Raw genomic sequence first — 24,639 nt, 5'->3', positions numbered from 1 at the left:
GGACGGGAGACCGGGATGACGGCGCCGGGGCGCAGAAGCAGCACGTTCACCCGACTCCTGCGGCACGGCTTCACCGACCCCTCCGCCGCCGAGCGGCTCCTCGACCTCCCCGACATGTCCCCCGTCCGCGGCGACCCCGTCCTCCTCGACGCGCTCGGCGCCACCGCAGACCCCGATCTGGCGCTGCGTTCCCTCGTACGCGTCGCCGAGGCCCACGAGGACGACGAACGCCGCCACTTCCTCGACACCCTCGTCGCCGCAAAACCCCTGCGCGACCGGCTGCTCGGCGTCCTCGGCGCCTCCGAGGCGCTCGGCGACCACCTCGCCCGCCACCCGCACGACTGGCAGGCGCTCTTCACCTACGAGTCCGCCGATCTGCATCCCGGCGTCGCCGAGTTCGAACGCGGCCTCGCCGAGGCGAACGACTCCGTGTCCCTGCGCGTCGCCTACCGCCGCTGTCTGCTCGCCATCGCGGCCCGTGACGTGTGCGGCACCACCGACGTCGCACAGGCCGCCGCCGAACTCGCCGACCTCGCCACCGCCACCCTGCGCGCGGCGCTGGCCATCGCCCGCGCGGCCGCGCCCGACGACGCCTCCGCGTGCCGCCTCGCCGTCATTGCCATGGGCAAGTGCGGCGGCCACGAGCTGAACTACGTCTCCGACGTCGACGTCATCTTCGTCGGCGAGCCGACGAACGGCACCGACGAGAGCAAGGCGGTCCAGGCCGCGACCCGGCTCGCCTCCCATCTGATGCGGATCTGCTCCGAGACCAACGTCGAAGGCACCATCTGGCCGGTCGACGCCAATCTGCGCCCCGAGGGCCGCAACGGGCCGCTCGTCCGCACCCTCTCCAGCCATCTCGCCTACTACCAGCGCTGGGCCAAGACCTGGGAGTTCCAGGCGCTGCTCAAGGCGCGGCCCGTCGCCGGGGACCTGTCGCTCGGCGAGGACTACATCGAGGCCGTGGCCCCCCTGGTGTGGCAGGCCGCGGAACGCGAGAACTTCGTCGCCGACGTGCAGAAGATGCGTCGGCGCGTCGTCGACAACATCCCCGTCGCCGAGATCGAACGGGAGCTCAAGCTCGGACCCGGCGGGCTGCGCGATGTCGAGTTCGCCGTCCAGCTGCTCCAGCTCGTGCACGGCCGCAGCGACGCCACCCTGCACAGCGGCAAGACCCTGGACGCCCTCCAGGCGCTGGCGGCCGGCGGCTATGTGGGCCGCGCCGACGCCGCCCAGCTCGACGACGCGTACCGCTTCCTGCGTGCGATGGAGCACCGCATCCAGCTCCACAAGCTGCGCCGCACGCATCTCGTGCCCGAGCAGGAGGCCGATCTGCGCCGCCTCGGGCGCTCGCTCGGACTGCGCACCGACCCCGTCGTGTCCCTCACCAAGGAGTGGAAGCGGCACGCCGCCGTGGTGCGCCGGCTGCACGAGAAGCTGTTCTACCGACCACTCCTCGACGCCGTCGCCCAGCTCACGCCCGGCGAGACCCGGCTCAGCCCCAAGGCGGCAGGCCAGCGCCTCGAAGCGCTCGGATACGCCGACCCCGCCGCCGCCCTGCGGCACCTGGAGGCCCTGTCGTCCGGCGTGAGCCGCAAGGCCGCGATCCAGCGCACGCTGCTGCCCGTCCTGCTCGGCTGGTTCGCCGACTCCGCCGACCCCGACGCGGGCCTCCTCGGCTTCCGCAAGGTCTCCGACGCGCTCGGCAAGACGCCCTGGTACCTGCGGCTGCTCCGCGACGAGGGTGCCGCGGCCGAGAACCTGGCGCGGGTGCTGTCCGCCGGCCGCCTCGCCCCCGATCTGCTGCTGCGCGCACCCGAGGCCGTCGCCCTCCTCGGCGACCCCGAAGGACTGAAGCCGCGCGGTCGCGACGCCCTGGAACAGGAGGTGCTGGCCGCCGTCGGCCGCGCCGACACCGCCGAGGGCGCGGTCGCCGCGGCCCGCGGGGTGCGGCGGCGGGAGCTGTTCCGTACCGCGGCGGCCGACCTGATCGGCTCGTACGGCACCGAGGACAGCCCCGCCGAGGCCGATCCCGGTGCCCTCGTCGACCGCGTCGGCACCGCCGTCACCGACTTGACCGCGGCGACGATCGCGGGCGCGCTGCGGGCGGCCGTACGGCAGGGGTGGGGCGACGAGCTGCCCACCCGGTTCGCCGTCATCGGCATGGGCCGCTTCGGCGGCGGCGAGCTGGGCTACGGCTCCGACGCCGACGTCCTGTTCGTTCACGAGCCGCGCGAGGGCGTGGACGAACAGGAGGCGGCACGCGCCGCGAACACCGTCGTCACCGAGATGCGCAGGCTGCTGCAGCTGCCCACCGCCGACCCGCCGCTGCTCATCGACGCGGACCTGCGGCCCGAGGGCAAGAGCGGGCCGATGGTGCGCACGCTCGCCTCCTACGGGGCCTACTACCGCCGCTGGTCACTGGTCTGGGAGAGCCAGGCGCTGCTGCGGGCCCGGCCCATGGCGGGTGACGCCGAGCTGGCCGACAGGTTCGTCGAACTCGTCGACCCGCTGCGCTACCCCGCCGAGGGCCTGGGCGAGGACGCGGTGCGCGAGATCCGCAGGCTCAAGGCACGCATGGAGTCCGAACGGCTGCCCCGGGGCGCCGACCCGACGCTGCACGCCAAGCTGGGCCGCGGCGGGCTGAGCGACGTCGAGTGGACGGTCCAGCTGCTGCAGATGTGCCACGGCTGGGCGGAGCCCGGCCTGCGCACCACCCGCACCCGCGAGGCCCTGGCCGCGGCGCACGCGGCGGGCCTGATCTCGACGGAGGAAGCCGCGACGCTGGACGAGGCATGGGTGCTGGCGACGCGGGTCCGCAACGGCGTGATGCTGGTCCGGGGCCGCGCGGGAGACACGTTCCCGTCGGACGCCCGGGAACTGGCGGCGGTGGGCCGGTACCTGGGGTACGGGCCGGGACATGTGGGAGCCATGCTGGACGACTACCGCCGGGTGACGCGTCGTGCACGGGCGGTGGTGGAGGAGCGCTTCTACGGGGCGTAGCCCTCGGGCGGGCGGCGAGCCCCCACCCGTCCGTCGAATGGCGTCAGACGCCGCGCGACGACAGCGCGCGGCGGAGGCGGGACGGGGACCCGGCAGCGGTGACCGGCACCCTCCGGGGGAGCTGCTGCGGCAGCGCCCGATACCACGCGTACGACACCGCGAAGCCGAACGCCAGGCAGATCATCCCGCCCACCGCATCCAGCCAGAAGTGGTTCGCCGTCGCCACGATGACGACCAGCGTCAGCGTCGGGTACAGCACGCCCAGGATCTTCGCCCACGGCGCCGTCGCCAGAGCGCAGATGATCACGCCGCACCACAGGGACCACCCGATGTGCATCGAGGGCATGGCCGCGTACTGGTTCGACATGTTCTTGAGGTTGCCCGAGGCCATCGAACCCCAGGTGTGGTGGACGAGAACGGTGTCGATGAACTTCTGGCCGTTCATCAGCCGGGGCGGGGCGAGCGGATACAGGTAGTAACCGACCAGAGCGACACCGGTGGTGGCGAAAAGGACGAGGCGTGCGGCTGCGTAACGGCCCGGATGCCCTCGGTAGAGCCAGACGAGCACACCGATGGTCACCACGAAGTGGAGTGTCGCGTAGTAGTAATTCATGGACACGATCAGCCATGTCACCGAGTTCACGGCGTGGTTGACCGACTGCTCCACTGCTATGCCGAGAGCCCTCTCGGCCTCCCAGATCCAGTCCGCGTTGTGCAGGGCCTGGGTCTTCTGCTCCGGCACCGCGTTGCGGATGAGCGAGTACGTCCAGTAACTGACCGCAATCAACAGGATTTCGAACCAGATCCGCGGGCGGCGGGGCGACCGCGGGGACCAGGTGGTCTTCGCGGTCGGGGCCTCGCGTACATGCGAGGCCCCGGTCGCGGCCTCGTCCTCCACTATGGGTGACGGGGTCGCCGTCCGGCTGTCCAGAGTCTTCACGGTCGCTTCACCCATGGGACGAGAGTCTGCCAGATACACGGCGCACACCGATCATCCCTCGGACGGGTTCCCGACGCACGCGCTACACCTTGCGGACGAGGACTGTCTCAGGGACGTCGCAGAGGTGTCCCGGAGGCGGGCCCGGACGCTGTTGAACCGCGTACGACCAGCTCCGGCATGAAGACGAACTCGCCGTGCACCGGTGCCCTGCGGTCACCGGGTCCGTCGCCGGAAAACGCGTCGCCGATCTCCTCCAGCAGCGCCCGCACGGTCGCCTGGCCCATCGCCGGCACCGGCTTGCGCACCGTGGTGAGCGGGGGGTCGGTGAAGGCGATCAGCGGGGAGTCGTCGAACCCCACGACGGAAATGTCGTCGGGTACTTCGAGGCCGCGTTGCCGGGCCGCACGTACCGCCCCCAGCGCCATCATGTCGCTGGCGCACACAACCGCCGTGCAGCCGCGGTCCATCAGCGCGGAGGCGGCGGCCTGGCCGCCCTCCAGGGTGTAGAGGGAGTGCTGTATCAGCTCGCGCTCGACCGTGTGCGGATCGAGGCCGAGCTGGTCCCGCACGGCGCGGACGAAACCCTCGATCTTCCGCAGTACGGGGACGAAACGGCGTGGTCCGACCGCGAGTCCGAGCCGGGTGTGACCGAGGGACACCAGATGTGTGACCGCCAGCTGCATCGCGCCGCGGTCGTCGGGCGAGATGAACGGCGCGCGGACGTCCGCCGAGAACCCGTCGACGAGGACGAAGGGCACGCCCTGTGCGCGCAGGCGCTCGTAGCGGTCCATGTCGGCGGTGGTGTCGGCGTGCAGACCGGAGACGAAGATGATGCCGGAAACGCCCCGTTCCACCAGCATTTCGGTGAGTTCGTCCTCGGTGGAGCCGCCCGGGGTCTGGGTGGCGAGGACTGGGGTGTAGCCCTGGCGGGTCAGCGCCTGCCCGATGACCTGCGCGAGCGCGGGGAAGATCGGGTTCTCCAGCTCGGGCGTGATGAGGCCGACCAGTCCGGCGCTGCGCCTGCGCAGCCGCACGGGACGCTCGTAGCCGAGCACGTCGAGGGCGGCGAGCACGGACTGGCGGGTGGTCGCGGAGACGCCTGGTTTTCCGTTGAGAACCCGGCTCACCGTCGCTTCGCTGACCCCCGCCTGGGATGCGATGTCGGCCAGGCGTGCGGGTGCGGTCACAGGATTGGACTGTACCGGTCGCACCGGCGGCTGGACACCGCGCCACGGCGGCAGCCGGCGCTCCGAGCCGGGTGAAGTGCCGTGCAGTGTCCGCTCGTTGAGCCCGTCGAGGTGCGTGCGAAGGTCCGGTCCGCCTACCGCAGGCGCTGCGCCGGCACCTTCGCCACCGCGGGCGCCAACTGGAGCAGGCGACCGACGAGATCGCCGAACGGCCCCTCGGCCGGCTCGTCCGCGAGCATGCGCACCACGATCTCCGCCATCTCCGCGTCGTACGCCGCGCTCACCGCGGACAGCGCGGCGAAGTCGTGCACCAGCTGCAACTCCAGCTCGGCGCGCGGGATGCTGCGGCCGTCCAGCCACAGCAGTGCCGTGGACTCGGCGAGCGAGACCCAGGAGCGTACGACCAGTTCGAGCCGTGCCGGGGGCGTATCGATCCCCAGATGCGACAGGATCTGCTCGTACGCCGCCTGCCGGACCTCGTCGATCATCGCGTTCGTGGTGGACGAGCCGACCGCGGGGCCGCCGCGCATCAACGCCGAGAAGCCGGGGCCGTGTTCGTCGACGAAGTCGAAGAACCGGCCCATCACCCGCAGCAGCCGCGCCCCGAGCGGGCCCTCACGCGGCTCGTCGAACCGACCGGCCAGTTCGTCGGCGGCCCGGCGCAGCGCCGCTTCGTACAGACTCTGCTTGCCGGGGAAGTAGTGGTAGACGAGCGGCCGTGAGATGCCCGCGGCCGCCGCGATCTCGTCGATCGAGACATCGTCGGGGGAGCGGTGGCTGAACAGCTCCAGCGCCACACCGATCAGCTGCTGCCTGCGCTCCTCGACGCCCATCCGGCGCCGCACCCCGGTCGTCATGCGAACACCCTACCGACCGGCCGCGATACGGGGCCCCGGGGGCGGCCGCGGACGCCCGGCGGCTCGCCCCGTGCCCCGGCTCACAGGTCCAGCACCAGCCGCCGGCCGTGGCAGCGCGAGACGCAGATCAGCATCGAGTCGTGCCGCTCCGCGTCGGTGAGCAGATCGTCGCGGTGATCGATGTCGCCTTCCAGTACGCGCTGTTGGCAGGTGCCGCAGAATCCCTGCTCGCAGGAGTACGACACGTTCGGAACCTCGCCGCGCACCGCGGCCAGCACCGACTGTCCGGCCGCGACCGGGACGACCCGGCCGCTGCGGCGCAGTTCGACCTCGAAGGGGCCGCCGGGTGCCGAGGGCGCGGCGCCCGGCGCAAAGCGTTCCAGGTGCAGCGTGCAGTTCTCGGGGAGCAGTTCGGCGACCGCGTCCATGAGCGGGTCCGGGCCGCAGCAGTGGACCGCCGTGCCCGCCGGGACGCCGGCCAGGAAGGCGGCCAGATCCGGCAGGCCCGCCTCGTCCTCGGGCACGACGGTCACCCTGCCGTCCTCGGCGCCCAGCTTCTCCAGCTCGTCGACGTACGGCATCGACGCCCGCGTACGGCCGCCGTACAGCAGCCGCCAGTCGGCGCCCTCGGCCGCAAGGGCGCGCAGCATCGGCAGGATCGGTGTGATGCCGATGCCGCCGGCGACGAAGACCCGGGTGTCGGTCCCGGCCAGGGGGAACCGGTTGCGCGGGCCGCGGATCTCCACCTCCGCGCCCTCGTGGAGTTGTTCGTGGACTTCCCGGGAGCCGCCCCGGCCGTCCTCGATCAGCCTCGTGGCAATCGTGTATGCCCCGGCCTCCGACGGGCTGCCGCACAGCGAGTACTGGCGGACCAGTCCCGAGGGGAGCACCACGTCGATGTGCGCGCCGGGCTCCCATGCAGGCAGTCCGGCGGCCTCCAGGCGCAGTTGCACCACGCCCTCGGCCGGGCGGCTCCGTTCGGTGATCAGGGCACAGAAGGAGTTCGTCCGGCTGCGGGGGCGGCCCGAGACCGGGGTCTCCAGGGCGGGCAGCGGCCACAGCGGCGCCTGCCGGATCCTCCGGCGCACGGCCCGCTTGGCGAACAGCGCCGCACCGGCGACAAGGACGACGGAACGCATACGGGGCATGTCAGTGGCCCCCGTTGGCGCCGGGGGACGACGCCAGATAGGCCACGGCCTGGGCCGTACTGCCTTCCTGCGACGGATGGTAGGAGCGGCTGAGGTAGCGCGGGATGGAGCGCAGCATCGCGTCGGTGCGGGGCAGCACACCTGCCTTGCCCGCCCGGTGGAACCGGCCGAAGCTGGCCTTCCCGTCGAGCAGCGTCGGGTCGTTCTCCATGAAGAACCGGGCGCCGCGCTGCCACAGGAACACCAGTGCCGAGAAGGCGATCGCCCACGTGCGGGCGCGGCGCCGGTAGCCGCCGTCCACGTGCATGAAGAGCTCGAAGGCGACCGAGCGGTGCTCGACCTCCTCCGCGCCGTGCCAGCGCAGCAGATCCAGCATCACCGGGTCGGCGCCGCGCCGGTCGAGTTCGTCGGCGTTCAGAATCCAGTCGCCGAGGAACGCCGTGTAGTGCTCGATCGCCGCGATCATCGCGACCCGCTCCATCAGCCACCACCGGCGGGCCGGGCCCGGCGGGAGCGTGCGGTCGCCGAGCAGCTTCTCGAACAGCCAGTCCACCTGCGCGGTGTAGGGCGTCGGGTCGAGGCCGAGGTCCGACAGATGCGGCAGCACCTCGTCGTGGGCCTGGGAGTGCATGGCCTCCTGGCCGATGAAGCCGATGACGTCCTCGCGCAGCCGGTCGTCCTGGATGTACGGCAGGACCTGCTTGTAGACGTGCACGAACCAGCGCTCTCCCGCCGGGAGCAGCAGATGGAGCACGTTGATCGTGTGGGAGGCGAACGGCTCTCCGGGGACCCAGTGCAGGGGCGTGCCCGCCCACTCGAAGGCGACCTTGCGCGCCTTGAGCGGTGTGCGCTCGGCCGCCACCGGGCGAGGCTGCGTATTAGACATGCCGTCAATGTACTGAGGGGTACATGTACGCAACAGGGGGCTGCGGCGGGTTCTTCACCCGGATCCGCCCCACGGGTTCAGCGCAGGGCGCCCACCCGAGTCCCGTCCGCCAGAGTGCCGTTCAGCTGCGCCCGCGCACCCGCCTTCGCCCGTACGGCCAGCACATGGCCCGCACCGGTGCCCGACACCCCGCCCGACACGGTGAGCGCGGTGAACTGACGGCTGCCTGCGGCCAGTACGTACCACTGCCCCGCCTGCGACTTCCACAGCACGCCAGCCAGCACCCGCGGCTCGCGCACACCGCACGACGGCGAACCCTCCGCACGCGCCACGACCGCACCGGGCGTGCTCGGCCTGTCCGGCGGCGCGGGGGCCTGGAACTGGGCCATCGCCCGACCGCCCGTGCCCCGCCATGTCTCCGCGCGGGTGCACAGCCATGCGGCGGTGCCGTTGGCTTCCGGGAGCTTCTGCCGTGCGTACTCCCACGCATTGACGCCCCGCACGCCGTGCGCCCGCATTCCCGGCAGCGAACAGGCCGTACGGGCCCAGGCCGCGCGCGCCGCCGTACCCGTGGCGTCCTGCGGCGCGGCGGGAGGGCCGAACGTGAGCCGTGCCGGGGCCAGTTCGCCGAGGTCCGACAGCAACCGCACGCCGGCCCCGTCGTCGACCTGCAGCGTCTGCCACGCGCGGCACTCGCGCGCGAGCGCCGGACTCGGCAGCGCAGCCGTCAGCCCGTTCGCGTCCCGGCCCAGCGCGCGGGGACGCGCCGCCGGGGTGAGCAGATCGCGCACGGACACCCCGCGCACCCACGGAGCGGTCAGATAACGGACATCGCCCCCCGAACGACCCGCGACGAGCGCCGCAGACGACACCGCATCCGCGCCGTCGGTCCGGGCGAAGTCCAGCGCCGCCCCCGAGCCCTCGCGCGGCTCCGCGTATCGCACCACCCGCAGCCCGTCGTGCAGCAGCACCACCCGCGCCAGGTCCACCTCACCCGCGAACAGCAGCTGCGGCGGGCCCATCGGCGGCCCGGAGGGGGTGCCGGGCGTCGCCGAGACGCGTACGGTCGCGCCGGGCCGCGCCCACACCGCCAGCGCGCGGCCGAGCAGAGCGCGGTCGGCCACGAGCGGCCCGCGCGCAGGCCACACCGAGAAGTCCCGGCGCGTCGACTGCAGCCAGGCCGCAGGGGCCACCCGGGTCAGCAGGCCCGGGTCGAGGGCCGCCTCGGCCGCGGGATTACGGGCGTTCAACGCCGCCGCCGGCCCGTCCGCGCCCCCACCCGGCACCCCCAGCAGCGCCCCGCACACCGCGAGCGCGGCGAGGCCCACCACCGCCGCCTTCGCATGCTGACGGCGGCGCATCAGATCCGGCGGGCGCACCTGCAGCGAACAGGGGTCGAACTCGGGCGAGCCCAGCAGCGCGGCGGACTCCCTCGTGCCGGGCACCGTGTCCGCCTCCGTCAGCGCCGCACCCGGCTCCGCGATCCCGGCGGCGGCCAGCACCTCGCGCACCTGCGCGTCGTCCAGCCCCTCCAGGCCGCGCAGCACGCACGCCGCACGTGCGGGCCCCGAGAGGGCGGACAGGCGCTGGTCCAGGGACAGTTCGTCCGCCCCGCCGGAGCGCGGGAAGACCCGCAGTGCGGCAGCAGCGGCGGGAACTGGGCGCGCCGCGGCAACGCGAGCCGCCGCAACGGCAGCCCGGCGTCCAGCGCCTGGCGCAGCACCCGGCCCCGTACATAGGCGTAGCCGGGACCGGCAGCAGTCTCGTCGCGTGCCCGCGGCACGGCGGCCACGGCCGGGTCCGTGGCGGACGCGCGGCCGCGTGGCAGCGAACGCTGCGCGATCGCATGGGCGGTCAGCACCCGCCGGTTGCGGCCGAGCGTGGGCGGCAGCACCAGGTACGCGATCCGTGCGAGGCGCGGGTAGTGCTCGACGAGCGCGGCTTCCGCCTGCTCGACCCCGACCCCCGCCGGTCCGGAGGGGCGGGGGTCGGCGGAGGGTTCCTGGGCGGTGACGGCTTCCTGTGGGCGCACGTTCAGCAGAACGAGCGAATCGTCCTATGGTCACCAAGCGGTGGTCGTCGCGCCCTCACGGCTCCACGACGAGACGGTCCCGGATGCGCTGCAGCGACGCCGCCGGCACGCCCAGGCCCTCGCGCACGTACGTCTCCATCGAGCCGTAGCGCCTGTCCACCTCGTCCAGCGCGGCCGCCAGATAGTCCGGTGCCACGCCGATGATCGCCAGCGCCGTCTCGGGGCGGCCGCCCTGGAGCGTGAACCCCTCGACCATCGGCGCGAACGCCTCGCGCACCGCCGCGTTGACGGACAGGTACTCCGCCTCCACTGCCTGAGGAGCCGCCCCCAGCAGCGTGAGCACGATCGCCGCCGCCCAGCCGGTGCGGTCCTTTCCGGCAGTGCAGTGGAACAGCAGGGGTGTGACGTCCGGTTCGGCGAGCTCGTTGAGGAACGCCCCGTAGGACGCGCGCGCCGAGTCGGTGGTGACGAACGCGCGGTAGATCCCCTCGAACAGCTCCTGCCCCCGGCCGTCCCCGAACTCCTGCTCGGCGACGGCCGGATCGGCAAGCAACTGACGCAGCCGGGCCGCCGCCGGCATCCGGCCCGATGCGACCTGGTCCGCCAGCACATCGGCGAACAGCAGCCGCCCGCCCGACGGGACCCGGTCCGGGCGCGCCTCGCGCTCGGACCGGGTGCGGAAGTCGACCACGGTACGGATACCGAGGGCGGCGACCGCCGGATCGGCCCTGGCATCGAGCCGGTCCAGCTGCCCGGAGCGCAGCAGCACGCCACTGCGGACCGTGCGTCCGCCGGCCAGGGGCGTGCCGCCGAGGTCGCGGAGGTTCGCCACCGTGGTGGCGGGGATCGCGTTCATGGCGGGCGGCTCCCTGACGACGCTGACACCCCCTGCCCAGAATGTATGCGTCCGCCCCGTCAGCCGGTGGCCGCGACACCTCCCGTGACCGACCAGCCGCTGAACCGGACCGTCCCGCGTGCGCCGCTGCCGCCGTTCGTCGCGCTCATGAACAGCCCGACGTCCTGCGCCGCCGCCGCGCCGGGCACCGACGCCGTGGCCACCGTGCGCCAGGTCGCACCGCCGTCGGTCGAGCAGGCGCCGGTGAACGACACCCCGGCGTTCTTGGTGAGCCGCAGCAGCACCGGGGCCTTGATTCCCGTGATGCGCCGGTAGGTGTCGAGCGTGCCGTCGCCGTTCGTGTCGTACGACAGCACCACACCCTGGCCCGGCGTCACCGCCAGGTTCAGGAAGCCCGCGTCCCCGGGCTTCGCGAGCGAGTTGCGCACCACGATGCCCGAACGCGCCCAGGAACCCGTGTTGTCCTGCGCGTCCACGCGCAGGAGCACACTCGTGCCCGCGCGCAGAGCGCCCTCGCGGTAGGCGGTGCCGAAGTGCGTGGTGCCCCGCCACAGGTCGTTGCCCGCGCCGTTGATCGCGAGGCGATCGCCCACCTGCCCGAACACGGCCGAGTTGGACGTGAACGTGCGCCACTCGGGATCCAGCGGCGAGGCCAGATGCACACTGCTGCGCTGCCTGACCGCCACCCGCTCCGCACCCTGGGGCCCGTACTGGGTGCGCAGGGCGTAGGGCATCGCCACCAGTGGTTCGGTCAGCGGCTCGTCCGGCGCCGTCACCCGCCAGGAGATCTCGCCGCTCCCGCCGGCCGCCACACTCGGCAGATACGTCGCCCCCTGCGCCTCGGCGTCCAGCCCGGTCAGCTCGAAGTCCACCCGGCCCGTGGCCCGCAGGCCGTTGAAGTTGCGGAACGTGGCCGTCACCGTGCCCGTGCTCCCCGGCGTGAAGGCGGGCGGCTCCACACGTACGGACACGAAGCCCTGGTACGGCGCGGACGCCAGGGTGTCGTACACCCGCCGGGCCGTGCGGTACGCGTCACCGATGGGCCGCACCGGATAGGCACGCCGGTCCTTCGTCCACGCCTCCTCCACCGGGTACCAGTCGAAGGACTTCGGCGCCCGGCCCTCGGCCAGCGCGGCGGCCTGCTCGGCCAGATACGCCTCCCACTGCGGGACATGGACGTCCGCCAGGAGCCCCTGCCAGTCCCGGTTGGCGTAGTTGCTGAGCTCGTTCGCCGCCGGACGGTCCGCCCAGGTGGTGACCAGCGCACGGGCCGTGCGCTCCAGCTCCACCGCCTCGTCGGGGCTCGTGGCCAGCCGCTTCGCGTCCTCCAGCCACGGCCCCAGCAGGAACGAGCGGTGGCAGCCGGCCATCGTGTCGCTGAGCCGCATCAGCTTCAGCCACAGCGTCGTGATCGCGCGGAACGTGTCCACGTCCTTGTCGAGGTGCGCCGCCCGCAGCGGCAGTTGCAGCGTACGGGAGCGGTTGGCGAGCGCCTGGCGCGCCAGATCGGTCAGATCGTGGAGATACGCGTCGGAGTCCCGCAGCGGCGGCCGCACGTCCAGCAGGGCGGCGAAGGCCTTGTCGAAACCCGCCGGGTCGAAGGCCGTGCCGATCGCCGACGTGAGACTCGGACGTCGGGAGAATAGGGAGTCGTACGGGCGGCCGTCGGTGCTGGTCAGCCTGTACGCGGTCGCCGCCAGCGCGGCGAAGGCAGCGCGCGCCGAGCGGTCGTCGGCGCCGTAGCGGACGTGTGCGTACTCGGCGAACCAGGCGTCCCGGTCGATCTTCTCCTCCCGCCAGGCCAGTTCGCTGAAGAGCTCCAGCGCCGCGGGGTCCCGCTCGGCGGCCTCCGGCATGTACGCGGTGCCCACCAGCGCACTGCCCGGCTTGTCGCGCCACGCCGTGAACTTCTCCGTCCACCGGTCCGTGTTCGCACCGATCGTCGTACGGCCGCCGAAGTTGGGGATCGTGCCGAACGCGTACGGTGCGCCGCCCCACTCGGTCTCCCGGTCGGTGACCGTGTCCAGATCGGACAGACCGTCGACGATCAGGATCCTGTCCGTGTCGATGGCATCCAGCAGCGCCGGGCGCGGATTGGACTGCCACCCGAGGATCACCCACGTCGCACCCGGACGGGCCTTGTGCAGGGATGTCTCCACCGCGCGGGCCGCGTCAGGGACCGGCACGTCGCCGGCCGTGCCGCCCTCGTGCAGCAGGTCCATCTTGAAGTGGTCGATCTCGCCGAACAGGTCCGCCTGGTGCCGGTAGAAGGCTGCGGCGACATCGGCGAAGGACTGCGTGCGGGGGTCGAGCCAGTCGGGGCGGCGCAGACCGTTCCAGGTGCCCTGCGGGATCACCCGGGCATCGCCCGGATTGCGGGCGACGAATCCGTCCGGGACGGTGCCGAAGTAGCCCGGCAGCACCGGATGCATGCCCAGCTCGCGCATCCGGTCCGCGATGCGGCGGCCGAGATCCGTGCGCCGCTCGATCAGCGCCGTGGACATCGGGCCGCCGTACTCGCTCATGTTCTGAAGCAGCCACCACGGCTGGTGCGAAGGCGCGGGCAGCCAGGTGCGGGCCTCGGTGTCCGAGTAGCCGAAGTCCATCAGCAGCCGGTGGTAGACGGCCTCCTGGCCCGGTGTCACCAGCACCTCGTTGCAGCCGTGCAGGGCCAGCACGTCGAGCAGCCGTTCCCAGCGCGGCCAGTCCGCGTACGGGGCGGTGTAGCCGTCGTGCGTGTCGTTGTACGCGAACCGGTGGGCGACCGTCGCCGCACGCTCCAGCGCCGTCCGGGGCTTGGGCAGCCGGTTCGGCAGGTCGAGCTGGGAACCGGACCAGGAGATGTGTGCCCGGCAGACGTACTTGAGGTACCAGTGCACCCCGGTCAGCAGGACCGCGGCACTCGTGCCCGCCACCTCGATCCGGCCGGTGGAACCGGTGACCCGGAACCGCTCGGCGCCGGTAAGCGTCCGCAGCGTGAACTGGTCGGCGTGCCCCGGCAGAAGCCGCCGCAGCGCCGCCCGGGCGGCAGCGGTGGCTTCGGCGGCGGCGGGCGCCTGAGGCGCGGCTGCGGGGGCGGGGACCGCGGCGAACGCCGCGGTGGAGGGTCCGGCGAGAGCCGCACCGGCTCCGACGGCTCCTGCGGTGCCCAGCAGCGAACGTCTCGACAGCTCGGTCATCAGCGCTCCTTCGTGTTGCTCCAGCGACAACAGGTGAGTGCGGAGCGCACGTTACTAGCGGTTCGGGGTTCACGAAGAGGGGGCGGGAGGGCACCATGGCCGGATGCGGACGAGTAACAAGACCAGCACGTGGCGGGCGGCCCGGACAGGATTGGCAGTTGTGGTCCTGACCCTGGCGGCGGCCTGCGGTTCCGGCGCAGACGACGACGGGCGTGTCGAGGACGGCAAGGGCGCGAAGGCGCCGAAGACCGCGACCGGGAGCCTGGAGGACATCGCGCGCCAGGCGGAGTGCGAACCGAACATCCAGACGGACGCGGCCGAGCTGCGCCAGGCGAACTGCAAGACCGGGGACGGGAGGTACGTCCTGGCGACCTTCAGCACCGACCGCGGTCAGCGCGAGTGGATCAACGAGGCCAACGACTACGGCGGCACCTACCTCGTCGGGCGCAAGTGGGTCGCGGTCGGCGACGCAAAGGTGGTCGACGCGCTGCGGGGCCGCCTCGGCGGCACGGTGGAGACCGGCGCCGACCACCACTCGGGCGGCGGTGCAGGGACCGAGGAAGGCTCCGAGCACGACGGTTCCGAGCACGACGGCGAGAACCACGAAGGGCACCACGAGGGCTGAGCACACCTGACCGAAGGACCCGCAGGGCCGGTCCCGGGAAACCGGGCCGGCCCGGAAGGGGCCCTGCACCACGCGCGTCCGCATGCGACGGGGCCGTGGCCCCCTGGAATCTCCAGGGGGCCACGGCCCCGTCCGCGCCCGTGGCCTCAGCGGCTCACTGGCACTGGCGTCCCTCGTTGATGCAGTCAACGACCTCGTTCATCAGGTTCTCGTCGAAGACGTTGATGAAGTCACCGTGGTCGGTGATCGGCTTGTGCAGCTGCTCGGGGAACGAGTCCACTGCGAACACCGAGGAGTTCTGCCCGTCGAAGACCGGCGGCGGCACGTCGTAGACGATGCGCTGCACGAGCTGCGGAATGGCCTGGAAGCCGTTCCCGCAGTTGCCGTTCTCGTCGGCGAAGGCGACATGTGTGCGGTGGTTGGCGCTGTCCGTGTTCTGGCCGTCCCAGCAGCTCTGGAACTTGAAGGACCGCACCACCTGGCTGCCCTGCGGGCAGATCGGGTACTTGTCCTTCAGCTGACGGTCCTCGAATCCGGTGCAGCTCCACGACGCGTTCGCGTTCGCGTCACCGTTGACGAACGCCTTCGCGTCGCCGGTGATGATGCGCAGGAACTTCGGCATCGCCGTGACCTGGCTCTGGGGATTGCCGACGAACTGCAGCGTGACCTCGGACGGCGTCTGGATCTCGCCGACGTTCTGGTCGTTGCCGCCGCCGTCCGCATTGGCGTCGTTCTCGTCCTGGCCGTTCTGCAGGCGCAGCACGGGCCAGTAGTAGGTCGACTGGTCACCCTGGTTCTGGCAGGTGGTCTCGCCGTTGGCAAGGTCGTCGTCGCTGGCGAAGGCGTCATTGGCCTGGTTGCCCACGTAGTCGTGCATGTGGTGCGCGCCGTTGGCCACGCCGGGGGCGACGATGACGTTGTCCGGGTTGAACTTGCCGTTCTCGTTCACGCCGCAGTTCGTCGTGAACGTTCCCTGGGAGCCACCGTTGCCGTTGTCCTGACCGTCGACATTCGGCTGGACGTCCTCGATGTTGACGAAGTCGCCCTGCTCGGGGCCGTTGCCGGCCTGACCGCCGTTGCCGTTCTGGTCCCCGCCGTTGTCCCCGTTGTCCTGACCGTCGCCGTTGTCCTGGCCGCCGTCCTGGTTCTGACCGCCGTCCTGGTTCTGGCCGTCGTTGTCGCCGTTCTGGTCGCCTCCGTTCTGGTCCCCGCCGTTGTCGCCGTTGTCCTGACCGTCGCCGTTGTTGTCATCGGCGCGGAGGGCGCACGGTGCCATCTGTTCGAGGCCCTGAGGGCGGTCGCCGGACCGGTCGAGCATGGCGACGATCCGCTGGATGATGACCGTACGTTCATTCTTCAGCGGGGTGAGGATCTGGTTCTCGCCGAAGGTCCGGTCGGCCTCGATCCGCTCCTTGTTGTCGGCGAACCGCTGATAGGCCGTCGTGATCTGGCTGTCCAGCGTGGCGAGTTCACGGTCGACCGCGAACCGCTCCTGATCGGGGACCTGCTGAAGCGAATTGCCCACGTCGGGACAGTCGATGGTGGACATCGACTGGCCCGCCGCACGGGTCTGGTTCTGCTGTCCGTCTTGCCCGCCCGGCCACCAGCCTTCGCCTGCGGAGGCGTACGTATTGGCCGCTACCAGCCCGCCCCCGCCCAGGATCAATGCGGCCGAGGCGGCAATCGCCCTGTTGGCCAGCGTCGAGCGTTTTCTCGTATTGCGTCCCATGGAACTCCTCTGCTTCGTTGCCGGGGGAGTGGTGGGTTGCGGGGGTGTCCGGCAGATCCTGGCCGCGGAGGCCCTGATCCGCCGAACGCCTCCTTAGGGGGGTCCCGGCAGAGGGAGAAGCGCGTCGTTCCATACGGGAGTGGCTCGTGGGACGTTCAAACCGCGCAATGATTCGTAGAATTATCCAGCGGCAAAACGGTGTGATGCGGCGGAAGCCGGACGGAGCATGTGTGGTCAGCCGTGGTCCAGGTAGGCCAGCACCGCAAGCACCCGGCGGTTGTCGTCGTCCGACACCGGCAGGCCCAACTTGGCGAAGATGTTCGACGTGTGCTTGGCCACCGCCCGCTCCGTGACCACCAGTTGCGTGGCTATCGCCGTGTTCGAACGGCCCTGGGCCATCAGCTCCATGACCTCCCGCTCGCGTGGCGTCAGCCCGCCCATCGGCTTGTCCTGGGAGCGGCGCGTCAGCAGCTGGGAGATCACCTGCGGGTCCATCGCCGTGCCACCCGCCGCGACGCGGCGCACCGCGTCGACGAACTGCTCCGCGTCGAAGACCCGGTCCTTCAGCAGATAGCCGACCCCGCCGTTGCCGTCCGCCAGCAGTTCGCGTGCGTACAGCTGCTCCACATGCTGGGAGAGCACCAGCACCGGCAGCCCCGGCCGCGCCCGCCGCGCCGCCAGGGCGCACTGCAGGCCCTCGTCCGTGTGCGACGGCGGGAGCCGGACATCGACCACGGCGACGTCCGGCTCCAACTCGGCGAGAGCTCTGGTCAGTTCCGGGCCGCTCTCCACGGCCGCGAGGATCTCGCAGCCGAAGGCCTCGAGCATGCGCACGAGACCGTCGCGCAGCAGGAACAGATCTTCGGCTAGGACAACGCGCAAGGGATCTCCATGGTGACCATGGTGGGACCGCCCGCGGGGCTGCTGACGGCCAGGACGCCGTCGAATGTACCCAGTCGCCGTTCGATACCGCTCAGCCCCGAGCCCGCACCGACGGCCGCACCGCCGTTGCCGTTGTCCGTGACCGAGATGCGCACCGCGCCGGCCGCGTAGCTGATGTCGACCCAGATGCGATCCGCCCCCGCGTGCTTGACCGCGTTCGTCAGGGACTCGCTGACCGCGAAGTACGCGGCCGACTCGACCGGTGCGTCCGCACGGCCCGGCAGCTCCACGTCCACCTCGGTCGCCACCGGCAGCCGCAGTGCCAGCGCCTTCACCGCGTCCCCGAGACCGCGCTCGGCAAGCACCGGCGGGTGGATGCCGCGCACCAGGTCCCGCAGCTCCGTCAGCGCCTCCGCCGACGACTCCCGCGCCGTGGCGACCAGCTGCTTGGCCTGCGCCGGGTCCTTCTCGATCAACGCCTCGATCGTGCCCAGGCTCATGCCCATCGCCACCAGCCGCGCCTGCGCTCCGTCGTGCAGATCCCGTTCGATGCGGCGAAGTTCGGCGGCCGAGGAGTCCACGGCGTCGTGCCGGGTCTCGGTCAGTCGGTCGATGCGCTGCTCCAGCTCCTCCGCACGGCCGGAGTCGAGGACGGCGGCCGCGATACGGAAGTGGGTGCGGACGAGGAGCGGGTTGACGTGGAGCGCGAGAACCATCCAGGCCACGCCGAGGCCGGCGGCCAGGTTCGCCGTGGTGTCGCTGCTGACCGGCAGGAAGGTGTACCAGTAGGTGCCGCCGGCGTCGACGATCGGCTCCCAGAGCCCGGCGGCGAGCAGCAGGCCGAAGATCCCCTCCAGGATCAGCGACGGCGCGAGCAGCGCCACGATCGCACCCGCGGTCATGTCGGCGAACAGCCACTGCATGTCCCGCCAGGTCGCCGGATCCTTCAGCATCAGCGAGCAGCGCTCAACCTGCCCGGTGATGCCGCCCCGCATGTCCTTCGGAAATGGCCGGTAGCGGACGGGAATGCGTACCTCCGACCATTGCGCCGCCAGCAGCCGACGGCGGTTGGCGTGTGCCCGCACCAGGGTCAGCAGATGAGGCGTGGTGAACACACCCACACCGATGACGATGAGTGCGATCGACACCGTCGTCAGGACGAAGAGCACGATCGAACCGATCAGTGCCGTCAGCGCCAGCGCCATGCCTTGTGCGCCGGCCGCTATCGATGCGCGCGCCTTCGTGATCATCGCGGGTTCCCCTCGTCGTCCTGCCGTCGGTCTCGGGGACCAGTGTGGCGGCCGGTGATCGGCGGCCGCACTGGCTCCGGCCACCGGACAGGGGTGTACCTGGCTACACCCCCTCCCTGTCGCCCTATGGCTCCCGTACAGGGGTGCTCGACGGCTGTGGCGGTGATCCACCGATTCCTAGCGTCGTACTCGACATATTCGGTGCTCACCTCTGGGGGCGAAAGCCATGAGGCACAACCTCGCGGCACGTATTGGTGTGTGGAGCGCACACCATCGCAAGACGGCCATCATCGGTTGGCTTCTGTTCGTCGTGCTGGCCACGACCGTCGGCGGCGCATCCGGCATGGTCGAGATGTCCGAGTCCGAGCAGGGCACGGGCGATTCCGCGCGGGCTGTGAAGATCCTGGACGACGCCGGCCTCGACGAGCCCGCCGGTGAGCTCGTCCTGGTCAGCGCCGATACGGCCGGCGGCTGGAAGGCCGCAGCCCGTGAGTTGACGGCGGCGATCGAGAGGACCGGCGAGACGCAGAGGATCGAACCCCCGCTGCCCTCGAAGGACGGCCGCCAGGGGCTGGTCCGGTTCGAGATCAAGGGCGACTCCGCGACCGCCGCGGACCGGGTGCAGCCCGTGCTCGATGCCGTGAGGGAGACGGACCGGGCGCAGGACGGCGTCGAGGTGCACCAGTTCGGGCAGGCCAGTGCCGAGAAGTGGCTCGGTGACCTGCTCGCCGAGGACTTCAGGAAGGCCGAGTTCACCGCGGTGCCGCTGGCGCTCGGCATCCTGCTGGTCGCCTTCGGCGCGGTCGTCGCCGCCCTGCTGCCGGTCGGTCTCGCCCTCACCGCGTGCATGGCCGCGTTCGGGCTGCTCACGCTCGCCAGCCACCAACTGCACCTGTTCCAGACCACGTACTCCGTGATGTTCCTGATGGGGCTGGCCGTCGGCGTCGACTACTGCCTCTTCTATCTGCGGCGCGAACGCGACGAGCGGGCCGCCGGGCGTGACGCCGAGACGGCGCTTCGGATCGCCGCCGCCACCAGCGGGCGGGCCGTACTGGTCTCCGGCGTGACCGTGATGCTGGCGATGGCAGGCATGTTCCTGTCCGGGCTGATGCTGTTCAAGGGCTTCGCCCTCGCCACGATCCTCGTCGTTCTCATCGCGATGCTCGGTTCGGTGACCGTGCTGCCCGCGCTGCTGGCGTGGCTGGGAGACCGGATCGACGCCGGCCGCATTCCCTTCCTCAACCGCCGCCGCCGGAAGGGCGTCCACGAGAGCGGTGCGGTCGCGGGCGCGGTCCTGCGCCCCGTCCTCGCCCGGCCCCGGCTCTTCGCCTTCGCCTCGCTCGCGGTGCTCGTGGTGCTGGCGGCCCCGGCGGTGGGCATGAAGACCGAACAGCTGGGCATGGAGAAGCAGTTCGGCTCCGACGCGGCGCTGACAGTCGCGTACGAGAAGATCACCGGCGCGTTCCCGGGCGGACCGGAGCCGGCGCGCGTCGTCGTCAGGTCCGACGACATCGACGGCGCCGCGATGCGATCGGCCCTGGGCCGGTTCCCCGACGTCACCGTCCACCGGGCACAGGGCGTCGCGCAGTTCGACGTACGCCTCGCGGGCGACGGAAGCGACGGCCGCTCCCGGGCCGCCCTCACGGACCTGCGGGAACGGCAGCTGCCTGCGGCCTTCGAGGGCACGGGCGCGCAGGTGTACGTGGGCGGTCAGCTCGCCGAGTCGGTCGACTTCAACGACCAGCTGAAGCGTGGCATCGTGCCGGTGTTCGCGTTCATCACCGCCGTGACGTTCCTGCTGATGATGGTCTGCTTCCGTTCGTATGTGATCGCCGTGACGTCGATCCTGCTCAACCTGCTGTCCGTGGCGGCCGCGTACGGAGTGATGGTGGCCGTCTTCCAGCACGGCTGGGGAGCGTCCCTGCTGGGCACGGAGGCGGTCGGGGCGATCGAGAGCTGGATGCCGCTGTTCGTCCTGGTGGTGCTGTTCGGCCTGTCGATGGACTACCACGTGTTCGTGGTCTCCCGGATCCGCGAGGCGCGGCTCCACGGCGCGGACACCCCCGCGGCGATCCGTGAGGGCATCCGCCGCACGGCAGGCGCGGTGACAGGTGCGGCGGCGATCATGGTCGCGGTGTTCGCGGTGTTCGCCACGCTGTCGATGCAGGACATGAAGCAGATGGGCGTGGGCCTCGCGGTGGCGGTCCTGCTGGACGCGACGGTGGTGCGGATGGTTCTGCTGCCGTCGGTGATGGCGCTGCTGGGGGAACGCAACTGGGGCCGGCGTGACCGGCCGACGTCCGCGCCCACGCCGCCGGAGCGGGCACCCTCGTTGGCCTGACGCACGCGGTCCGGCCGGGCGGGGGGGCCGGGGCCTGGGTGGGTGCGGGTGCGGGGGTCTCTGGAGGGGGGTGCCCGGACTGCTTTCCCGTACTTGCGTCGCACCAGACTCACGACGCCTTACGTCCGGGCACCCCCCTCCTGCGACCCCGTCCCCCTCACGCCGGACTCAACCGTTGCGGCCGGTCGTCGCCCCACGGGCAGGAGTGGCTCCCCGTAGGGGGCGGGTGCGGACAGCCGCCCACGGGGAGGGAGCGAGACGACCGGGCCGGGGAGGGGGACGTGCAGGGGGCGTGTTCGGGACGTAAAGCGTCGTGAGTCTGGAGTGACGCAAGTAAGGGAAAGCAGTCCCGGACATGCCCCCGGAGCGGCACCCGGACGCCACACCACCCGGACCCTGTCACGCCCAAGCGCGCACCCGGACGCCGAACCGTCACGCCCTCGCACACGCCCATCACGCCCACGACCCGGCCACGACCGGCGGCGTGACCCGGTCGCCGCCCGCTCAAGAGCCCAGTACAGCCGCCTCCCGCTCCGGCGACAGCCCCACCGACGGTCGATCCGGCCGTTGCGGCGCGGCGCCCGGCAGCGAACGCAGCCACTCCCACGTGTCGCGGACCGTCTCTGCCGAAGGGCGGCATCGCAGACCCGCCGCCACCGCGCGGCCCACGCCCAGACCGTGCAGCGCCCCGTGCATCTCGGGGAGTTCCGCCGCCGGGATCCAGATCGGCAGCTCGTTCCAGGGTTCGACGCCCGCCGCCAGCACCACGTCCGCCGGTGTCCACCGCAGCCGCGCCGCCGATCCCGTCACCGCCACGCAGGCGTCCAGGAGTTCCCCGATCGTCGTGTGGCCCCGCTCGCCGACCACGTTGTACGGGCCGCTCAGGCCGCGTTCCGCCGCGTCCAGTGTCCACTCGGCCAGGTCGCGGACGTCGATGTACTGCAGGGGCGTGTCCCGCGGGCCCGGCGCGAGGACGTCCCCGCCGCGGGCGATGCGGCCCAGCCACCACGGCATGCGGCCGATGTTCTCCCACGGGCCGAGGATCAGACCGGATCGCACCAGCAGCGAGCGTGCCGCGCCGAAAGCGTCGAGCACCGCCAGCTCACCACCCCGCTTCGCCTCCGCGTACGGAACGTCGTCCGCGTCCGGCGACGCCTCCACCAGGGGCGCGCTCTCGTCGTACCCGGCCGCCGGCGGCCAGGCGTACACCGAGCAACTCGACACGTAGACGTAGCGACCCACGCGGCCCGTCAGGAGCCGTGCCGTGTCCCGTACCGCCGACGGCGCGGCCGACCAGGTGTCGACGACCACGTCCCACTCCCCGTCGGCCAGGGCCGCGAGCCCCCCGTCGGCCGTGCGGTCGCCGATCAGATCGGACACGCCGTCCGGTGCCGCATGCCGTCCGCGGTGGAAGACCGTGACATCCCACCCGCGCGCGAGCGCCGACTCCGTCACGGCACGCCCCGCGAACTCCGTCCCACCCAGAATCAGAAGTCTCATGATCGTGACTGTGCCTCACGGCGCCGCGTCCCGGGGGGCGCTTCAGCTGTGCGGTGAAAACGCACGCTCTGGGCGTAACCCCCGGTCACTCTCCCGGACCTGCCACGAGGATGGCAGCATGTGCCGACGATGACGGATGCCCGGTCGCCGATGCGCGCCTTTCGGGCCGCGCTTTTCGCGGCGGTGGCCGTCACGTTGGCCGCGATGGGGCATTCGTCCCTGTCTGCGCATGACATCCCGCCCGCCGCGCTGCTCGCCGCGCTCGGTGCGACCGCCGCGGCCGGGTGGCTGGCGGCCGGCCGACGGCGCCGCGCGGGGTCCATCGGTGCGGGCCTGCTCGCGGTCCAGGGCGTGCTGCACCTGCTGTTCCAGGGTGCGGGTCCGGCCGAGCGGCACCATCACGCGCACCACGACCGGTTCGACACCGCTCAGACCGCGGCAGACACCTTCGGTACCGGTATGACCACCGTCCACCTTCTGGCAGCCGCGGGCTGCGCCCTGTGGCTGGCGCACGGCGAGGCCGCGTTCTTCCGGCTCGCGCGCACCGTGCTCGCCTTCGCGTTCACCCCGCTGCGGCTGCTGCTCGCCGTCGTACGGCTGCCCGAGCAGCAGTCCTCCGTGTGCCGCACGACCGCCGCGTACCCCGCGCGCCGCCCGACCGGAGCCGTCCTCGCGCACACCCTCGTCCGCCGTGGCCCGCCAGGATCCGCCGCCCCCCGTGCCACGGTCCCCGGAGCTGCTGTCTGACCTGGGGCCGAGATCCCCCATGTCGACATCAACTCAGAGGACCGCCATGTCCATTGACGCCCCCAGCAAGGGCACCACACCGGAAGCCGGCGCGAGCACGCCACCCGCCGGACGGGGTGCTCTGCGCCCCCTCCTCCTGCGTCTGCACTTCTACGCGGGCGTGCTCATCGCCCCGCTGCTCCTCGTCGCCGCCGTCAGCGGCCTGCTCTACTCGCTCGCGTTCCAGGCCGAGAAGATCGTCTACGACCACGAGCTGCGCGTCCCCGTCGGGGAGCGTTCCCTGCCGCTCAACGAGCAGGTCGAAGCGGCTCGCAAGGCCAACCCCGACGGCACGGTGACCGCGGTGTGGCCGTCGTACGAGGACGGTGCCACCACCCGCGTCCTGATGGCATCCCCCGAGGTCGAGGAGGACAAGTCCCTCGCCGTCTTCGTGGACCCGTACACCGCGGAGATACGCGGCGAGCTCCCCTCCTACGGCAGCTCCGGCGCGCTCCCGCTGCGCACGTGGCTCTCCGAATTCCACGCCGATCTGCACCTGGGCGAATTCGGCCGCCACTACAGCGAGATGGCCGCCAGCTGGCTGTGGGTCGTCGCACTGGGCGGGCTGGTGCTGTGGTTCGGACGCCGACGCCGTACCCGGCGGGCCCTGATCCTGCCCGACCGCAGTGCGACAGGACGGCGCAGGACGCTGTCCTGGCACGGCTCGGTCGGCCTGTGGGCCGTCACCGGTCTCGTCCTGCTCTCCGCCACCGGCCTGACCTGGTCGCGTTACGCGGGCGAGAACATCGACGCGGTGCAGACCCAGCTCGGTGGCGCCACCCCCACCGTGTCGGCCGCGCTCGAACCGGGCGGCGGCAGCGGCGGCGGGCACGAAGGCCACGGCGACGGCGGCCACGGCACGCAGCACGAGGGCGCGGACATCGGCATCGACAACGCCGTCGCGGCTGCGCGCGGCTACGGCGTCGACGGCAAGGTGGCGGTGACGCTGCCGGCCGACGGCAACGGCTACATCGTCAAGGAGACCGACACCCAGTACCCGGTCCACCTCGACTCGGTCGCCGTGGACCCGGCCGACGCACGCGTCATCGGCGAACTCCGCTTCGAGGACTACCCGTTGCTCGCCAAACTGACCCGCTTCGGCATCGACGCCCACATGGGTGTCTTCCTCGGCCTGGTCAACCAGCTCGCGCTCGCCGCGCTCATGGTGGCGCTGATCCTGCTCATCGTGTGGGGCTACCGGATGTGGTGGCAGCGCAGGCCCACGAAGGAGCGCACCCTCACGATGGGCCGCCCGATGCCCCGCGGCGCCTGGCGCAAGGTGCCGCTGACGGCGCTGCTGCCGCTCGCCGCGGCGACCGCGCTGGTGGGCTGGTTCGTGCCGATGCTCGGTATCAGCCTGCTGGTGTTCCTGGCCGGCGATCTCGCGCTCGGCGCACTCGCGAAGGCGCGGGCCCGGACCTGACGCGGATCCGGACCC

General features: G+C 71.9%; 16 protein-coding genes and 1 pseudogene. 5 read left to right on the top strand and 12 right to left on the bottom strand.

What is annotated here, in order from left to right; translation table 11 throughout:
- Window positions 1–15: 15 nt before the first annotated feature.
- On the top strand, window positions 16–3,003 hold the full coding sequence (locus tag AC067Z_RS02250) for a bifunctional [glutamine synthetase] adenylyltransferase/[glutamine synthetase]-adenylyl-L-tyrosine phosphorylase (RefSeq protein WP_478787499.1): 2,988 nt from the start codon (window positions 16–18) through the stop codon (window positions 3,001–3,003).
- Window positions 3,004–3,046: 43 nt separating this feature from the next.
- Here AC067Z_RS02250 and AC067Z_RS02245 read toward each other — a convergent pair whose 3' ends face one another.
- The 8 genes and pseudogenes from AC067Z_RS02245 to AC067Z_RS02210 all read right to left on the bottom strand — a co-directional run bounded on the left by AC067Z_RS02245 (window position 3,047) and on the right by AC067Z_RS02210 (window position 14,088).
- Window positions 3,047–3,958 carry a phosphatase PAP2 family protein gene (locus tag AC067Z_RS02245; protein ID WP_478787498.1) on the bottom strand — a complete coding sequence of 304 codons (912 nt, stop codon included), beginning with the start codon at window positions 3,956–3,958 and terminating at the stop codon, window positions 3,047–3,049.
- A gap of 92 nt (window positions 3,959–4,050) precedes the next feature.
- Window positions 4,051–5,130, bottom strand: coding sequence for a LacI family DNA-binding transcriptional regulator (locus AC067Z_RS02240; protein WP_478787497.1), 1,080 nt, complete (start codon window positions 5,128–5,130; stop codon window positions 4,051–4,053).
- A gap of 134 nt (window positions 5,131–5,264) precedes the next feature.
- The gene (locus tag AC067Z_RS02235) at window positions 5,265–5,987 is read right to left on the bottom strand and encodes a TetR/AcrR family transcriptional regulator (protein ID WP_478787496.1); all 723 of its coding nucleotides are present in this window, start codon (window positions 5,985–5,987) and stop codon (window positions 5,265–5,267) included.
- A gap of 80 nt (window positions 5,988–6,067) precedes the next feature.
- Window positions 6,068–7,135 carry a PDR/VanB family oxidoreductase gene (locus AC067Z_RS02230; RefSeq protein WP_478787495.1) on the bottom strand — a complete coding sequence of 356 codons (1,068 nt, stop codon included), beginning with the start codon at window positions 7,133–7,135 and terminating at the stop codon, window positions 6,068–6,070.
- Between the two features lies 1 nt (window position 7,136).
- Complete coding sequence (locus tag AC067Z_RS02225; RefSeq protein ID WP_478787494.1) at window positions 7,137–8,021, bottom strand: metal-dependent hydrolase; 885 nt, start codon at window positions 8,019–8,021, stop codon at window positions 7,137–7,139.
- Between the two features lie 77 nt (window positions 8,022–8,098).
- Window positions 8,099–10,062: pseudogene (locus AC067Z_RS02220) on the bottom strand (hypothetical protein).
- A 46-nt stretch (window positions 10,063–10,108) separates the two neighbouring features.
- Window positions 10,109–10,909 carry a tyrosine-protein phosphatase gene (locus tag AC067Z_RS02215; RefSeq protein ID WP_478787493.1) on the bottom strand — a complete coding sequence of 267 codons (801 nt, stop codon included), beginning with the start codon at window positions 10,907–10,909 and terminating at the stop codon, window positions 10,109–10,111.
- 59 nt (window positions 10,910–10,968) lie between these two features.
- Window positions 10,969–14,088: an alpha-N-acetylglucosaminidase gene (locus AC067Z_RS02210; protein WP_478787492.1), complete on the bottom strand. Its 3,120-nt coding sequence runs from the start codon at window positions 14,086–14,088 to the stop codon at window positions 10,969–10,971.
- Window positions 14,089–14,191: 103 nt separating this feature from the next.
- On the opposite strand from AC067Z_RS02210, the gene AC067Z_RS02205 reads away from it, so the two are divergent.
- Window positions 14,192–14,713, top strand: coding sequence for a hypothetical protein (locus tag AC067Z_RS02205; protein ID WP_478787491.1), 522 nt, complete (start codon window positions 14,192–14,194; stop codon window positions 14,711–14,713).
- Between the two features lie 154 nt (window positions 14,714–14,867).
- Here AC067Z_RS02205 and AC067Z_RS02200 read toward each other — a convergent pair whose 3' ends face one another.
- From AC067Z_RS02200 to AC067Z_RS02190, 3 genes are all read right to left on the bottom strand, one after another.
- Window positions 14,868–16,442 (bottom strand): DUF1996 domain-containing protein, encoded by a 1,575-nt coding sequence (locus tag AC067Z_RS02200; RefSeq protein WP_478787490.1) that lies wholly within the window; start codon window positions 16,440–16,442, stop codon window positions 14,868–14,870.
- A gap of 234 nt (window positions 16,443–16,676) precedes the next feature.
- On the bottom strand, window positions 16,677–17,324 hold the full coding sequence (locus tag AC067Z_RS02195; RefSeq protein ID WP_478787489.1) for a LuxR C-terminal-related transcriptional regulator: 648 nt from the start codon (window positions 17,322–17,324) through the stop codon (window positions 16,677–16,679).
- Window positions 17,309–18,574: a sensor histidine kinase gene (locus AC067Z_RS02190; RefSeq protein WP_478787488.1), complete on the bottom strand. Its 1,266-nt coding sequence runs from the start codon at window positions 18,572–18,574 to the stop codon at window positions 17,309–17,311. The genes AC067Z_RS02195 and AC067Z_RS02190 overlap by 16 nt, the downstream gene beginning before the upstream one ends.
- 226 nt (window positions 18,575–18,800) lie before the next feature.
- On the opposite strand from AC067Z_RS02190, the gene AC067Z_RS02185 reads away from it, so the two are divergent.
- The gene (locus AC067Z_RS02185) at window positions 18,801–20,915 is read left to right on the top strand and encodes an MMPL family transporter (RefSeq protein WP_478787487.1); all 2,115 of its coding nucleotides are present in this window, start codon (window positions 18,801–18,803) and stop codon (window positions 20,913–20,915) included.
- Window positions 20,916–21,419: 504 nt separating this feature from the next.
- Here AC067Z_RS02185 and AC067Z_RS02180 read toward each other — a convergent pair.
- Window positions 21,420–22,415: an NAD-dependent epimerase/dehydratase family protein gene (locus tag AC067Z_RS02180; RefSeq protein WP_478787486.1), complete on the bottom strand. Its 996-nt coding sequence runs from the start codon at window positions 22,413–22,415 to the stop codon at window positions 21,420–21,422.
- Between the two features lie 204 nt (window positions 22,416–22,619).
- Between AC067Z_RS02180 and AC067Z_RS02175 the strand changes: the two genes are divergently transcribed.
- Window positions 22,620–23,162, top strand: coding sequence for a hypothetical protein (locus AC067Z_RS02175; RefSeq protein WP_478787485.1), 543 nt, complete (start codon window positions 22,620–22,622; stop codon window positions 23,160–23,162).
- A gap of 46 nt (window positions 23,163–23,208) precedes the next feature.
- On the top strand, window positions 23,209–24,624 hold the full coding sequence (locus AC067Z_RS02170; protein WP_478787484.1) for a PepSY-associated TM helix domain-containing protein: 1,416 nt from the start codon (window positions 23,209–23,211) through the stop codon (window positions 24,622–24,624).
- Window positions 24,625–24,639: the final 15 nt, after the last annotated feature.

The sequence above is a fragment of the Streptomyces sp. NPDC043812 genome, from assembly GCF_056436245.1.
The sequence above is the reverse complement of the archived record's forward strand: the minus strand, read 5'-3'. Positions and strand labels throughout refer to the sequence as shown.

What these genes read in the sequence shown, in the direction of transcription:
- AC067Z_RS02175 (WP_478787485.1), top strand. Translation starts at nt 22,620, where the DNA reads ATGGGGCATTCGTCCCTGTCTGCGCATGACATCCCGCCCGCCGCGCTG.
- AC067Z_RS02235 (WP_478787496.1), bottom strand. Translation starts at nt 5,987, where the DNA reads ATGACGACCGGGGTGCGGCGCCGGATGGGCGTCGAGGAGCGCAGGCAG.
- AC067Z_RS02250 (WP_478787499.1), top strand. Translation starts at nt 16, where the DNA reads ATGACGGCGCCGGGGCGCAGAAGCAGCACGTTCACCCGACTCCTGCGG.
- AC067Z_RS02205 (WP_478787491.1), top strand. Translation starts at nt 14,192, where the DNA reads ATGCGGACGAGTAACAAGACCAGCACGTGGCGGGCGGCCCGGACAGGA.
- AC067Z_RS02215 (WP_478787493.1), bottom strand. Translation starts at nt 10,909, where the DNA reads ATGAACGCGATCCCCGCCACCACGGTGGCGAACCTCCGCGACCTCGGC.
- AC067Z_RS02225 (WP_478787494.1), bottom strand. Translation starts at nt 8,021, where the DNA reads ATGTCTAATACGCAGCCTCGCCCGGTGGCGGCCGAGCGCACACCGCTC.
- AC067Z_RS02185 (WP_478787487.1), top strand. Translation starts at nt 18,801, where the DNA reads ATGAGGCACAACCTCGCGGCACGTATTGGTGTGTGGAGCGCACACCAT.
- AC067Z_RS02170 (WP_478787484.1), top strand. Translation starts at nt 23,209, where the DNA reads ATGTCCATTGACGCCCCCAGCAAGGGCACCACACCGGAAGCCGGCGCG.
- AC067Z_RS02230 (WP_478787495.1), bottom strand. Translation starts at nt 7,135, where the DNA reads ATGCCCCGTATGCGTTCCGTCGTCCTTGTCGCCGGTGCGGCGCTGTTC.
- AC067Z_RS02180 (WP_478787486.1), bottom strand. Translation starts at nt 22,415, where the DNA reads ATGAGACTTCTGATTCTGGGTGGGACGGAGTTCGCGGGGCGTGCCGTG.
- AC067Z_RS02245 (WP_478787498.1), bottom strand. Translation starts at nt 3,958, where the DNA reads ATGGGTGAAGCGACCGTGAAGACTCTGGACAGCCGGACGGCGACCCCG.
- AC067Z_RS02190 (WP_478787488.1), bottom strand. Translation starts at nt 18,574, where the DNA reads ATGATCACGAAGGCGCGCGCATCGATAGCGGCCGGCGCACAAGGCATG.
- AC067Z_RS02210 (WP_478787492.1), bottom strand. Translation starts at nt 14,088, where the DNA reads ATGACCGAGCTGTCGAGACGTTCGCTGCTGGGCACCGCAGGAGCCGTC.
- AC067Z_RS02200 (WP_478787490.1), bottom strand. Translation starts at nt 16,442, where the DNA reads ATGGGACGCAATACGAGAAAACGCTCGACGCTGGCCAACAGGGCGATT.